This is a genomic window from Serratia sp. ASV30 (assembly GCF_016428815.1).
Classification (GTDB): Bacteria; Pseudomonadota; Gammaproteobacteria; order Enterobacterales; family Enterobacteriaceae; genus Chania; species Chania fonticola_C.
In genome coordinates this window covers 45,888-59,105 of sequence record NZ_JAELTL010000019.1, presented here as the reverse complement: position 1 = coordinate 59,105, position 13,218 = coordinate 45,888, and the positions used below count along the sequence as shown (strand labels likewise).

10 protein-coding genes are annotated in these 13,218 nt (G+C 56.2%); 2 read left to right on the top strand and 8 right to left on the bottom strand.

Features of this window, described 5'->3' with window-relative positions; genetic code table 11:
* Nucleotides 1-111 precede the first annotated feature (111 nt).
* Nucleotides 112-1,377 (top strand): stationary phase inducible protein CsiE, encoded by a 1,266-nt coding sequence (gene csiE, locus JHD74_RS10965; protein ID WP_024529356.1) that lies wholly within the window; start codon nucleotides 112-114, stop codon nucleotides 1,375-1,377.
* Here the strand turns inward: csiE and JHD74_RS10960 are convergent.
* Both JHD74_RS10960 and glyA read right to left on the bottom strand, forming a co-directional pair.
* Nucleotides 1,374-2,525 (bottom strand): 3-phenylpropionate MFS transporter, encoded by a 1,152-nt coding sequence (locus JHD74_RS10960; protein ID WP_074029474.1) that lies wholly within the window; start codon nucleotides 2,523-2,525, stop codon nucleotides 1,374-1,376. The genes csiE and JHD74_RS10960 overlap by 4 nt on opposite strands.
* Before the next feature lie 160 nt (nucleotides 2,526-2,685).
* Nucleotides 2,686-3,939, bottom strand: a complete 1,254-nt coding sequence (gene glyA / locus JHD74_RS10955) for a serine hydroxymethyltransferase (protein WP_024529358.1) — start codon at nucleotides 3,937-3,939, stop codon at nucleotides 2,686-2,688.
* Nucleotides 3,940-4,280: 341 nt separating this feature from the next.
* Between glyA and hmpA the strand changes: the two genes are divergently transcribed.
* The gene (gene hmpA, locus JHD74_RS10950; protein WP_199062712.1) at nucleotides 4,281-5,471 is read left to right on the top strand and encodes an NO-inducible flavohemoprotein; all 1,191 of its coding nucleotides are present in this window, start codon (nucleotides 4,281-4,283) and stop codon (nucleotides 5,469-5,471) included.
* A gap of 44 nt (nucleotides 5,472-5,515) precedes the next feature.
* On the opposite strand, the gene JHD74_RS10945 is transcribed toward hmpA, so the two are convergent.
* The 6 genes from JHD74_RS10945 to JHD74_RS10920 form a co-directional block, all read right to left on the bottom strand.
* Nucleotides 5,516-6,697 carry a cytochrome c gene (locus JHD74_RS10945; protein WP_199062711.1) on the bottom strand — a complete coding sequence of 394 codons (1,182 nt, stop codon included), beginning with the start codon at nucleotides 6,695-6,697 and terminating at the stop codon, nucleotides 5,516-5,518.
* Nucleotides 6,694-8,604 carry an FAD/NAD(P)-binding protein gene (locus tag JHD74_RS10940; protein WP_199062710.1) on the bottom strand — a complete coding sequence of 637 codons (1,911 nt, stop codon included), beginning with the start codon at nucleotides 8,602-8,604 and terminating at the stop codon, nucleotides 6,694-6,696. Before JHD74_RS10940 ends, JHD74_RS10945 begins: the two co-directional genes overlap by 4 nt.
* A gap of 95 nt (nucleotides 8,605-8,699) precedes the next feature.
* Entirely contained in the window at nucleotides 8,700-10,124 is a 1,425-nt protein-coding gene (gene patD / locus JHD74_RS10935) for an aminobutyraldehyde dehydrogenase (RefSeq protein WP_199062709.1), read from the bottom strand.
* A 214-nt stretch (nucleotides 10,125-10,338) separates the two neighbouring features.
* A complete protein-coding gene (locus JHD74_RS10930) occupies nucleotides 10,339-11,145 on the bottom strand; it encodes an ABC transporter permease (protein WP_021178881.1) in 807 nt (268 codons plus the stop codon).
* Nucleotides 11,135-12,079 carry an ABC transporter permease gene (locus JHD74_RS10925; protein ID WP_021807702.1) on the bottom strand — a complete coding sequence of 315 codons (945 nt, stop codon included), beginning with the start codon at nucleotides 12,077-12,079 and terminating at the stop codon, nucleotides 11,135-11,137. The genes JHD74_RS10930 and JHD74_RS10925 overlap by 11 nt, the downstream gene beginning before the upstream one ends.
* A 1-nt stretch (nucleotide 12,080) precedes the next feature.
* On the bottom strand, nucleotides 12,081-13,109 hold the full coding sequence (locus JHD74_RS10920) for an ABC transporter ATP-binding protein (protein ID WP_021178883.1): 1,029 nt from the start codon (nucleotides 13,107-13,109) through the stop codon (nucleotides 12,081-12,083).
* Nucleotides 13,110-13,218 lie beyond the last annotated feature (109 nt).

Sequence of the window (13,218 nt, the reverse complement as noted above, 5' to 3'; positions counted from 1 at the left end):
TAACTGTGACGAAAGTAGTAAGCCGAAGTAAAAGCAGGGGTAACTGCCACGCCCCACAGAGCCTTTTGCTATGCTTAAACATAATTTAAACACGACCTGCCAGAAGGTGATATGAGCCTGGAGACTTCTTCTGCGCCTGAGTTTTCAGGTCAACAACGGCGCTGTCATTTACTGCTGATGCTGTATGCGCCAGTACCCTTGGTACAACTGGAGACAATCGGCCAAATCAACGGCGTAGACCTGCTCATTACCCGGCAAGATATAGCCGAGGTTGCCAGTGAGATCCAGCATTTCCATCATCTGAAAATCAGCGGCGATCCCCACGAAGGCTACCAGATCCAGGGCAGCGAGCTGGATCTTCGCTTGTGTCTGCTCCAATGGCTACGGCGAGCCTTGCGTTGCAGCCCTGAATTTGTCGAACAACACTTTGGCCCTCAGTTTCAGCGGGCGATGCAACTTCAGCACCAACAGCTACCGGCACTGGAATTGTGCATCAACCAATGTGAACAGCGCCTTAACCGCCGTTTTGAGCAGCGTGACCGACTGTTTTTGCAACACTATCTTGGTTATTGCGTCTGGGCTAGCCAGCATCAGCGCCATCCTCAATTTGATCGCCGCCAGCATGAGTGGCTGCAAAGCAAGCCAGAGCACCTGGCGGCAGCGGAACTGCATCAAGCGCTGAATCAGCTAGTTGGCCAGCCCGGTGATAGTAGAGAATGCGACTTCCTGGCGTTGATGTTTACCCTGCTGAAAAGTCACAGCTACCAGAGCAGCGATTCGCCAGAGGACCAACGCCTGATGGCGGCCATTGGACAGGTGGTGGAACGCTTCCAGCAGATCTCCGGCATGCATTTCAGCAGCCAGGAGGGGTTAATCAGCCAGCTGTTTGCCCATTTGGCCCCTGCCGTGGAACGCTGCCGGTTTGCTATCGGTATCGACAATACGCTACTGGAAGAGGTAGTCCGTAAATATCCCCGTCTGATGCGCACCACGCAGGAGGCATTAGCGCCGTTTGAACAGGAATATGAGATTCAATTTTCGCGGGAAGAAGCAGGGCTAGTGGCGATCAGCTTTGGTGCCTGGTTGATGCAGGGCAACGCGCTGCATGAAAAGCAGATACTGTTGCTGACGCTGGATAACCCGCAGTTGGAAGAAGAAGTGGAATATCAGATCCGCGAACTGACGCTATTGCCATTGAACATCAAATATCAGCCATTGCACGACTACCTGCTTGCTGGTGCACCACAAGGGATTACGCTGGTGATTAGCCCCTACGCCACACCGAGCCAGGAGCAACCACCCACACTGATTATTACCGAACTGCCGCTGGAGCGTCAGCAGCGCAAGGCGATCCGTGCGCTACTGGAAAGCCATTAACGGCTATTGCTAACCGCCACCGCCGGTGGGCGAATAAACAGCGCTGGCACCACTACCGCTACCATCACCCAGAACACTCCGCCCTGATAGTGCTCGAACAGGAAGCCCGCCACCACGGTCATCACGGCAATTCCGCCGCCCATCGCCAGCGCCGAATAAACCGCCTGCAGACGGATCACTTCCGCTCCTTGACGCGCCGCAATAAAGCGCATTGCCGCCAGATGGCAGACCGTGAAGGTACCACAGTGCAGCACCTGCACCAGCAACAGCCAGCCGATTTCTGTCGTGGTTGCCATCAAGCCCCAACGCAGCAGGCCACATACGGCGGAAAGTAACAGCAGATTACGCGCGTTCCAGCGGCGGAACAGGAAATTGCTGCTGGCAAAGATAACCACTTCGGCGACCACGCCCAAAGACCACAGGTAGCCAATAGTCGCCGCAGAGTAACCCGCCTCTTCCCAATAGATGGAGGCAAAGCTGTAATAACCGGCATGTGCCCCTTGCAACAGCGTCACACACAGCAGAAAACGCCAGACAGGTCCTTCGCTGAGCAGTTCACGCCAGGAGCGGCTGGGTTCATTCTGCGCCCGAGCCTCACCTTGTGGCAGCACGCTCGGTTTCAGCAACATGCCCACCAGCATCGCCAAAATGCTGACCAACAGGCTGATCAATATCGCATTATGGCCCCAAACGGACACCAGCTTGCCGGTTAACGCCGAACCGATCACAAAGGCCAGCGATCCCCACAGCCGCACCCGGCCATAGTCCAGAGTGATCTGCCGTTGCCAGGTGGCAGCCAACGCATCGGTCAGCGGAACCAACGGGGAGAAGAACAGGTTAAAACCGGCGATCACCAGCATCAGCCAGGCCCAGCCATTACCGAAACAGAAACCGACGGCAAACGCCAAGGAGAGTAATGCCAACAAACGCAACGCGGTGATTAAATATGAGGGATCTTTAACGCGTGGAGCAATCAGCAAGCTACCCAGGAAGCGCGCTACCAGGCCAGCGCCGAGCAAGATACCGATGGTTTCAGGCGGTATGCCCTCACCTTTTAACCAAACGCTCCAAAACGGTAGATAGATGCCATAAGAAAAGAAGTACGTGAAATAACTGAGAGCGAGCCAACGCGTTGATTGCAGAACCATGTTCCCTCCAGGATGAGGGCAATACTTTGACAGAGCTCACACCTTGCAGCAATCTTCATTCATGCTCAAAGGGCTAGAGTGCAAAGCAGTTCACAGTTTCGCTGCAACAACGCTAAAAAAACCCGCCGAGGCGGGTTTATCTGCAAACCACTCGAAGTACTTAGGCGTAAACCGGGAAGCGAGCGCAGATATCCAGCACTTTCTTCTTGGTACGTTCGATGGTGGCTTCGTCGTTCAGGTTATCGAGCACGTCACAAATCCAGCCAGCCAGCTCACGCACTTCGGCTTCTTTAAAGCCACGGCGAGTCACCGCTGGAGTCCCCAGACGGATGCCAGAAGTCACAAACGGGCTCTTCGGATCGTTTGGCACGCTGTTCTTGTTAACGGTGATGTTGGCACGACCCAACGCGGCATCAGCTTCTTTACCGGTCAGGTTCTTATCTACCAGATCCAGCAGGAACAGGTGGTTGTAGGTGCCGCCGGAAACCACTTTGTAACCGCGCTCCAGGAACACTTTCACCATCGCTTTGGCGTTATCGGCCACTTGCTGCTGGTAAACCTTGAACTCAGGCTCCATCGCTTCTTTCAACGCTACTGCTTTACCCGCGATCACGTGCATCAGCGGGCCGCCTTGGCCACCAGGGAAGACGGCAGAGTTCAGCTTCTTATACAGCTCTTCATCACCACCTTTGGCCAGGATCAGGCCGCCACGCGGACCCGCCAGCGTTTTGTGGGTGGTGGTGGTCACGACGTGGGCATGAGGAACCGGGTTCGGGTAAACGCCAGCGGCAATCAGGCCCGCCACGTGTGCCATATCCACGAACAGGTAAGCGCCGATGCTGTCAGCGATTTCACGCATTTTGGCCCAATCAACCACACCGGAGAAGGCCGAGAAGCCGCCGATGATCATTTTTGGTTTGTGGGTCTGCGCCTGTTTGGCCAGATCGTTATAGTCAATCTGCCCAGTTTCGTCGATGCCGTAAGGCACCACGTTATACAGCTTACCGGACAGGTTCACCGGTGAGCCGTGCGTCAGGTGGCCGCCATGTGCCAGGTTCATCCCCAGGATGGTGTCGCCCGGCTGCAGCAGTGCGGTATAAACGGCAAAGTTAGCCTGGGAACCTGAGTGTGGTTGCACGTTGGCATAGTCGGCACCGAACAGCTCTTTGGCGCGATCGATCGCCAGTTGCTCAACGATATCAACGTATTCGCAACCGCCGTAGTAACGCTTGCCCGGATAGCCTTCTGCGTATTTGTTGGTCAGTTGGGAACCCTGAGCCTGCATCACGCGCGGGCTGGTATAGTTCTCAGACGCAATCAGCTCAATGTGCTCTTCCTGACGCACTACTTCCTGCTCCATTGCATGCCACAGTTCGGCATCATAATCAGCAATGTTCATTTCACGCTTTAACATCCGGCATCTCCTGACTGAAATCAGCTAACTTAATTTACCCCTATGGGTGCTGGGCCACAGTGTAAACCGTTTCGGCCTATCGAAGATAGGTCTTGACAGAGGTTTTTACGCAAACGATTGGCATCAGGTGGCGTAAGGCTTTGAACCCTTAAAGGTCACATTTTGGCAACGGAGTTTTACTCATCAACAAAATGCGCTTTTTTCATGTTCTGTGAAGACGATCGACGGTTAACAACCCCGCAACAATAACAGGGATATTTACAAGCACGGGGTAATTTTATAAGATGCATTTAAAATACACCTACTAAATGACCATAAAAACATCCCCAAGGAGCCTCACCATGCTGGATAGTCAAACCATCGCCACCGTTAAATCTACCATCCCTCTGTTAGCCGAAACCGGCCCCAAACTGACCGCCCACTTCTACGATCGCATGTTTGCTCATAACCCTGAATTGAAAGATATTTTCAATATGAGCAACCAGCGTAACGGCGATCAGCGCCAGGCATTGTTCGATGCTATCTGCGCTTACGCCAGCAATCTGGAAAACCTGGCCGCCCTGCTGCCTGCGGTAGAACGCATTGCCCAGAAGCACGCCAGCTTCAATATCCAGCCCGATCAGTATCAGATTGTCGGCCACCACCTGTTAGCCACGTTGGACGAAATGCTCAGCCCTGGCCAGGAAGTGCTTGATGCCTGGGGAAAAGCTTACGGGGTGCTGGCCAACGTGTTTATTCAGCGTGAAGGCCAGATCTATCAGGAAACGGAAAAGAGTGACGGTGGCTGGCGTGATTTGCGTGCCTTCCGCATCGTGAAAAAACAGCCGCAGAGTGAGGTGATATCCAGCTTTGTACTGGCTCCAGTAGACGGTGGCCGCGTGGCCGATTACCAACCAGGCCAGTATCTGGCGGTCTATATTAACGATGGCAGCCTGCAACATCAGGAGATCCGCCAGTATTCACTCACCACCGCGTCGAACGGGGAATATTACCGTATCGCGGTCAAACGTGAGGAACAGGGCGCAGTTTCCAACTTCCTGCATCAGCAGGCCAAAGAAGGCGATATTATTCATCTCGCGGCACCACACGGCGATTTCTTCCTGCAGGTGGAACCTACTACACCGGTGGCATTAATCTCGGCAGGCGTTGGCCAAACGCCAATGCTGGGGATGCTTAACACCCTGCACGACAATCAGCATCCTGCCAACATCCACTGGCTGCATGCAGCAGAAAACGGCTCAGTGCATGCTTTTGCCGACGAAGTAGCGGATATCGCCGGGCGCATGCCTAATCTGAGCCGTCATGTCTGGTACCGTGAACCTAATGCCGATGATGTGCAGGGCCGCGATTATCACAGCCAGGGCCTGATGGATCTGAGCGCATTGCGTAGCGAGTTGAGCGATCCGCAGATGCATTACTACTTCTGTGGTCCGGTGCCGTTTATGCAGCACGTGGGCAAGCAGTTGCTGGCGATGGACGTGGAGGCCGAACGTATCCACTACGAATGCTTCGGCCCGCATAAGGTGCTGTAAGGCTTCAGGTAACGGGCGCAGCAATGCTGCGCCTCTACACTCTATTATTTAGTCCGCTTCCATGCATCCCGTACCTGTTCCGCCGTCACCGGCGCAGCCTGGTTCCCCCAGCTTCCTCGCAGATAGCTCATCAGATCGGCAGTCTTCTGATCGTTGAGCACCCAGCCATAACCCGGCATAACGATCGCCGTGGCATGTTGGGTGACCGGCGTGTGAGCGCCTTCCAGCACCACGCGCAAGGCGGTCAGCGGATTTTCCGCCGTCACCGACAGATTACCCGCCAGAGCAGGTATTACGTTGTCGCTCCCCTCCCCCTTATTGCCATGGCAAGTTGAGCAGTACATCGCATAGGTCTGCCCGCCAGAAGCCATGCTCGCGCTTGATGCCGCCATGGTTGCTACAGGTTTCGGTGCCTCTATCTCCAGGCTGTGCACATACTGTGCGATAGCTTTTAAATCGTCATCGCTGAGGTATTGCGTGCTGTGCGCCACCACGTCACTCATCGGCCCGGCCACTGCCGCATGTCGGCTACGGCCGCTTTTCAGCAGCGCAACCACATCATCCGGCTTCAACCCACGCAGGCTCGGTGCATACCAACCATCCAACTCTGCGCCACTCAGGAACTCTGGAGATTGGTTATCCAGCCCTTGTTCCTGCATCGCCCAGCCGCGCGGAGTATGGCAACTGCCACAGTGACCCAACCCCTGCACCAGATAGGCGCCGCGATTCCATTGGGCGCTTTGCTTACTGTCTGGCTGATAGGTTTGGTCTTCATGGAACAGCATATTCCATACCGCTAACGGCCAACGCATGGACAACGGCCAGCTGATATCGCTTTCCCGGTTGGCAGTGTCTTGCGCCGGGACTTCGTGCATCAGGTAGTCATACAGAGCGCGCATGTCCTGCTCGCTCATTTTGGCGTAAGAGGTATAAGGCATAGCGGGATACAAACGATGCCCATCTTTGGCCACGCCCTGCCGCATGGCACGGTCGAACTCTTCAAAGCTGTAGCTGCCAATCCCCTGCTGTTTATCCGGTGTGATATTGGTGGCATAGATATCCCCCACCGGCGTTGGGAACTTCATCCCACCCGCCAGTTCCTTACCACCCGGAGCCGTATGGCACGCCGTACAGTCCCCTGCCTTGGCCACGTATTCACCGGCGGACATGGCGTGAGCCGAGCCACCAGCCAGTAACAGCATCAGATACAACGGACGTAATGTCATACCCCCTCCTTGGCAGCCACTTTGCCGTAAGCCAGTTCATTCACTGCTCGCCAAGCCTGATCGATCGCCGAGTTGGCATACGGGCTCCAGTCGGAATCAGAATTGGCAATGACGATCTTGCCGATCGGCTGCCGCGCGGTTTCGATGATCTTTTTAGCCTCATCTTCATCATCGAACATGCCGTTGAGGAAATAGGAGTAACCATGCGACCAGCGGTTGACGGTGATCGCCTGAATATCCCGCTGATGATCAAATCCGGCATCACCTAACATGCCCTGCAACTGTTCACGGATCATCTGCTCGTGTACCTCAAACGGGGTTCCTAGCAACAGCGCTCGTCCTTTGCGCGACTGTTCACGCGGGCTCAGGCCGCTGCCGGACAAGGTCGGCACATACACCATATGCAGCCCGATAGGCTGGTTTGGATCGCGCGGGTGCTGATATCCCCCCATGCTTACCGGATAGTCCAGTTTCACCCGGCTGTAAGGCGCGGTAGGAGAATAGACTTCGTGCACCCCCAGTTTGATAAACGGCTGCCAGTTGCGGATCACCACCTTACTGTACACCAAGGGCGATTTGACGTTCTGCTTCAGCGCTTCTTGCTGCTCGTGAGGCATTTCCGGGATCAGATAAGGGATCATCATATTGTAACCGGCCATCACCACCTGCCCGGCACGCACTTTGACCATCTTCTCGCCGTTGATATAGGCCACCTCGGCCTTATCACCCACGTTGGCCACGTGCAGCCCGGTGCTGTTCAAGCGTAGTTTCACCGGCGACTCTGGACGATCCAGCTGGCTGTAATCAAACTGCGCCAGGATGATATCGTTCATATCTTTGCCACCCGCTGCCACCGCCGGGATTAAATGGCGCACCATCAGGCGAGCCAGCGTGGCATTGCCATCCGGGAAGTGGAATACATAGGGATCGTCAAGATCGGCCTGCGATTCCTCGTCCAGCGGCGGCAGGTTCATGCCGTTGAGGCCCGGCAGATCACAGATTCGGGCATCGCTGCATGAGGTAGCATCAATGCCGACGGCCTGAAAATCGTTGGTGGTTTGCTGGAAATAGCGGATCGCCATTTCGCTCAGCCCCACTTTCTCACGTAGGAACTGGCTATAGCTGTGCTTGTCCAACCAGGCCACCTTATCTTCCTGGCTCAGGCCCGGCAGGTAGTCTTTTTCGACGGTGTGCAGCGCAATCAAGGCCTGGCGATCGGCCTGCGGCAACGGGAAGTCGTTGATAAAATCTTCATAAGAGCGACCATTGAGGCGATCGCGCGGAATATCATCCGCCACCACTCGGCCCGGATCGCCACTCACCACCTTATCAACGCCAAAGTTCTGGCGATCGAAGTAGACGCCACGGCTGAGATTCAGGTCTGGGTAGAAGGTGGTGTCGAAGGCCTTTTCCATACCGTCCAGGCTAACGCCCAGATTTTTCAGCAACCCCATGGCAACCGGGCTGAAGTTGGAACGCGGCGACTGTAACGATTCGCTGCCCCCATAGCCGAGGAGGGTGCCGTTCTCGCTGCTGAATTCGTTACGCTTGGCGTGGCCGCCAAAGTCATCATGGTTATCAATCAGCAAAATACGTTGCTGTTTGCCCTTCATCTGCTGCCAGAAACAGGCCGCCGCCAGTCCGCTGATACCAGCGCCGACGACCACCAGATCGAATTCCTCCTCGATCGGCAGGCGGCCAAAATCAAAGGTTTTGCCATCACGCCCCAGTTGGTGGGCATGTTCAAATGAGCCTGGATGATTGCCACGCAGGCCAGTTAACGCGGGTGGGTAATACAGAGTTTGATGGGCGGCTTGCGGCGATGCGCGCAGGATCTGCATCGGCGTTAGCCCGGCGGCGATGGTGATCGCCACCCCATTAAGAAAATCGCGACGGGTGATAGCCATAAAAGCGTCCTTTTATTCTTTATTATTATCAGGCCAGCCGAAGCCAGCCTGAGAGCCGCGTTATTGTGCGTATAAATCCAGCCAGATCAAGCAGATTAGTGTTTGAACATCACATGGCGAATGGTGGTGTAATCCTCCAGCCCGTACATCGACATGTCTTTGCCATAGCCAGACAGCTTCTGCCCGCCGTGTGGCATTTCACTCACCAGCATAAAGTGGGTGTTGACCCAGGTGCAGCCATATTGCAAACGCGCGCTCAGGCGATGGGCACGCCCTACGTCACGCGTCCACAAGGAGGAAGCCAAGCCGTAATTGGAGGCGTTGGCCCAGGCCAGCACCTGCGCTTCGTCGTCGAATTCCGTCACCGTCACTACCGGGCCAAACACTTCACGCTGGACGATCTCATCTTCCTGGCGCGCGCCTGCCAACAGCGTTGGTTGGAAATAGAAGCCAGGGCCAGCGACTTTTTCACCCCCGGTGACCACCTGGATATGAGGCAGTGCTTTGGCTCGCTCAACAAAGCCAATCACTCGCTCCAGATGCTGGGAAGTGATCAACGGCCCTAATTCGGTACTGCTGTCTTCCGGAGGCCCGATCTTCAAGCTGGCCACCGCTTCACCCAGCGCTTTCACCAGTTGTGGGTAAATGCCTTTTTGCGCATAGATCCGGCAGGCGGCTGTGCAATCCTGCCCGGCATTGTAAAAACCGAAGGTGCGGATACCGTCAACAACCTGCTGGATATCGGCATCATCGAAGACGATTACCGGCGCTTTGCCTCCCAGCTCCATATGGGTGCGTTTAATCCCAGGTGCGGTATGGGCAATGATATGCTCGCCGGTAGCAATAGAACCGGTAAGAGACACCATGCGCACCTTGTCATGGCCGGTCAGCACATCGCCCACGCTGGCACCACGGCCAAACAACACGTTGAGTACGCCCGGCGGAAATACGCCAGCAGCCAGTTCGGCCAGCTTGAAGGTGGTTAGCGGCGTCTGTTCAGAAGGTTTGATCACCACGCAGTTCCCCGCCGCCAACGCGGGTGCCAACTTCCAGGCGGCCATCATCAGCGGGTAGTTCCAGGGAGCAATCGAAGCCACCACACCCAGCGGATCGCGGCGGATCATCGAGGTGTGTCCCGCCAGATATTCACCGGCCGCCATTCCACTCAGGCAACGGCTGGCACCGGCAAAAAAGCGGAAGACATCGGCCACCGCAGGCAATTCGTCATTCAACGCGCAGTGATAAGGCTTGCCGCAGTTGAGGGATTCCAGTTTGGCGAAGGTTTCCGCATGCTGGTCAATCACGTCCGCCAGCGCCAGTAAGTGCTCAGCACGTTCTTTCGGGGTGGTTTGCCCCCACTGTTCAAACGCCGCATCGGCGGCCAGCACGGCCTCTTCAACCTGCTGTGCGCTGGCCTCGGCCACCTGCACAATCACTTCTCCCGTCGCCGGGTTGTAGACCGGCAACTTTTCGCCCTGGCCGGTAACCAGTTGACCATTAATCAGCAGTTGGCATTGCATAGGGTTATCCTTTGAAAATGTTGGCGTAATTCGGTGCCTGCCTTTATGGCAAACACCTGGTTATTCATTCTTAGAAATACAGTTCCCATCCCCAATGGATTTCAAGTCATAGCTAGGCGGCAAGAGCGTAAATCCCCAAGAGCTTATACAAAATAAGTGACTGGGGTTTACGCTCGCAGCCAACAACGCCATGGCTTGAAAGACGAAGGGGATGCTATTTACCGCTACCAGCGACGCTTTCTCCGCCTTTGGTCAGGTAGTACGCGCCCAGGATCGGGAACATCGTCAATACCATCACCGACAGCGCGACCACGTTGGTGATCGGCACATCACGTGGACGGCCCAGTTGATTCAGCAGCCACAGCGGCAGCGTACGTTCGTGCCCGGCGGTAAAGGTGGTCACGATGATTTCGTCGAATGACAGGGCAAACGCCAGCATCCCCCCCGCCAACAGTGCCGAGCCCAGATTCGGCAAGATCACGTATCGGAAGGTCTGCCAGCCATCAGCCCCCAAATCCATCGAGGCTTCGATCAGACTGTGTGAGGTACGGCGGAAGCGGGCGATCACGTTGTTGAACACGATCACCACGCAGAAGGTGGCATGGCCGATGACGATCGTCATGATCCCCGGTTCGATATTCAGCGCCTTAAACGCCGCCAGCAGCGCCAGACCGGTGACAATCCCCGGCAAGGCAATAGGTAACAGCAGCAGCAACGAAATGCTGTCCTTGCCGAAGAAGTCCCGGCGATACAGCGCCGCTGCTGCCAACGTGCCGAGCACCAGCGCAATCGCCGTGGCCAGGCAGGCGATCTGCACCGAAAGCAGTACCGCATCAATAATGTCCTGCCGCCCCGCCGCCACGCTGAACCAATGCAGGGTAAAACCCCGCGGTGGGAAGCTGAACGCCGCGTCTTCGGTGTTGAAGGCGTACATGGCGATAATCACTATCGGGAAGTGCAGGAAGATCAGGCCACCCCAGGCGGCCAGTTTCAGCCCTAACGGCGCGCGTTCAGAGTGCATCGAAGGCCCCCAGGCGTTTCACAATCGAGAGATAAATGGCGATCAGGACGATCGGCACCAGCGTAAAGGCAGCCGCCATCGGCATATTGCCGATCGCCCCCTGTTGGGCATACACCATGCTGCCGATAAAGTAGCCCGGCGGCCCCACCAGCTGTGGCACGATAAAGTCGCCCAGCGTCAGCGAAAAAGTAAAGATAGAACCGGCTGCGATCCCCGGTACCGCCAGCGGCAGGATCACATAGCGGAACGTCTGCGATGGGCGAGCCCCCAGATCCGCAGAAGCATGCAGCAACGAAGGTGGCAAGCGCTCTAACGCCGCCTGGATCGGTAAGATCATGAACGGCAGCCAAATATAGACAAACACCAGGAAGCGCCCAAGACCGGAAGTGGATAGCGTATTACCCCCTACGCCGGGAATGCTCAGAATGCTCGCCAATACCGGCTCCAGCCCCATATGTTGCAGGAACCACTGGGCCACGCCGTCTTTCGCCAGCAGCAGCGTCCAGGCATAAGCTTTAACGATGTAGCTAGCCCACATCGGCATCATCACGGCAATATAAAAGAACGCCTTCACCTTGCCGCTGGTATAGCGGGCCATGTAATAGGCGATCGGGAATGCCAATACCGCACTGGCCAGCGAAACCACCACTGCCATGGTCAGCGTACGCACGATGATGTCGTAGTTGGCCGGGTTGAACAGCGCGCTCAGGTTGGCGAAGGTCAGATCCGGCGTCACCGTCATGGTGAAATCGTCGAAGGTGTAAAAACCCTGCCACAGCAAGGTCAGCAACGAGCCCAGATACACCGCCCCAAACCACAGCAGCGGTGGCACCAGCAATAACAGCAGATACAGCGTTGGCTTGCGGTACAGGTAGGTTGAAATCGCGCGAATTTTACCGCCGGGCGCTGCCGGCTGCTCGATGCTCATGTCCATCTCACCTCTCCTCCAGCAGCGGTACCATTGCCTCTCTGGCCCAACAGGCGGTGACCGGCTGGCCGATCAGGCGCTGCTGTGCCACGGCCTGCCACTGCGGGTTAGCCTGGCTGACCAGCAGTTTCTCACCGCTGCTGAGGGCGATTTCATAGCGTGTCGCCGCCCCTTGGTAATGGATATCCTGCAAGGTGCCCTGAACCTGAACTTCCCCTTGCGTTGCGCCGCTTTGATCCAGCAGGCGGATATGCTCCGGGCGGATCGAGAAGGTGGCCGATTGCCCCAGCAACCGTTCCGCCAGTTCGCTGCGTACCACGTTGGACGTACCGACAAACTCGGCAACAAACGGCGTTCTTGGCCGCATATACAGTTCGCGTGGCGCATCTACCTGCTCAATACGGCCATTGTTAAATACCGCCACCCGATCGGACATCGACAGGGCTTCGCTTTGATCGTGCGTGACGAAGATAAAGGTGATGCCCAATTGGCGTTGCAGCTTCTTCAACTCCCCCTGCATCTGCTCACGCAATTTCAGGTCCAACGCCCCGAGCGGTTCGTCCAGTAGCAGTACGCGTGGGCGATTGACTAATGCACGAGCCAGAGCAACGCGCTGACGCTGGCCGCCGGAAAGGTGCGCCGGTTTACGTTCAGCGGCAAACCCTAACGCCACACTTTCCAACGCCTGATTTGCCCGGGCCAGTCGTTCACGCTTGGCAACGCCTTTCACCATCAGGCCGTAGGCCACGTTCTCCAGCACTGACATATGCGGGAACAGCGCATAGTCCTGGAACACGGTATTCACATCGCGCTGATAAGGCGGCAGATTGCTCGCCTCTTGCCCATGAATGCGGATGGAGCCGGAGCTCAGTTGCTCAAAGCCGGCAATCAACCGCAGGCAGGTGGTTTTACCCGAGCCAGAAGGCCCAAGCATGGAGAAAAACTCGCCGTCCTGTATTTCAACAGAAACCCGATCTACGGCGCGAACATCGCCGAAAATGCGCGAGACATCGATAAACTGCACAGCAATGGTCATGATGTACGCTCCAAAATGTTGCCCCTCACCCCAACCCTCTCCCACAGGGAGAGGGAGCCGTCAGGCACTCGTAGGTGAGAACAGTGGTGGTTATCTACCACCCGTAATG

Bases quoted from the DNA above. Each gene is read 5' to 3' on its own strand.
- csiE (WP_024529356.1), top strand. From the start codon at position 112: ATGAGCCTGGAGACTTCTTCTGCGCCTGAGTTTTCAGGTCAACAACGG.
- JHD74_RS10960 (WP_074029474.1), bottom strand. From the start codon at position 2,525: ATGGTTCTGCAATCAACGCGTTGGCTCGCTCTCAGTTATTTCACGTAC.
- glyA (WP_024529358.1), bottom strand. From the start codon at position 3,939: ATGTTAAAGCGTGAAATGAACATTGCTGATTATGATGCCGAACTGTGG.
- hmpA (WP_199062712.1), top strand. From the start codon at position 4,281: ATGCTGGATAGTCAAACCATCGCCACCGTTAAATCTACCATCCCTCTG.
- JHD74_RS10945 (WP_199062711.1), bottom strand. From the start codon at position 6,697: ATGACATTACGTCCGTTGTATCTGATGCTGTTACTGGCTGGTGGCTCG.
- JHD74_RS10940 (WP_199062710.1), bottom strand. From the start codon at position 8,604: ATGGCTATCACCCGTCGCGATTTTCTTAATGGGGTGGCGATCACCATC.
- patD (WP_199062709.1), bottom strand. From the start codon at position 10,124: ATGCAATGCCAACTGCTGATTAATGGTCAACTGGTTACCGGCCAGGGC.
- JHD74_RS10930 (WP_021178881.1), bottom strand. From the start codon at position 11,145: ATGCACTCTGAACGCGCGCCGTTAGGGCTGAAACTGGCCGCCTGGGGT.
- JHD74_RS10925 (WP_021807702.1), bottom strand. From the start codon at position 12,079: ATGGACATGAGCATCGAGCAGCCGGCAGCGCCCGGCGGTAAAATTCGC.
- JHD74_RS10920 (WP_021178883.1), bottom strand. From the start codon at position 13,109: ATGACCATTGCTGTGCAGTTTATCGATGTCTCGCGCATTTTCGGCGAT.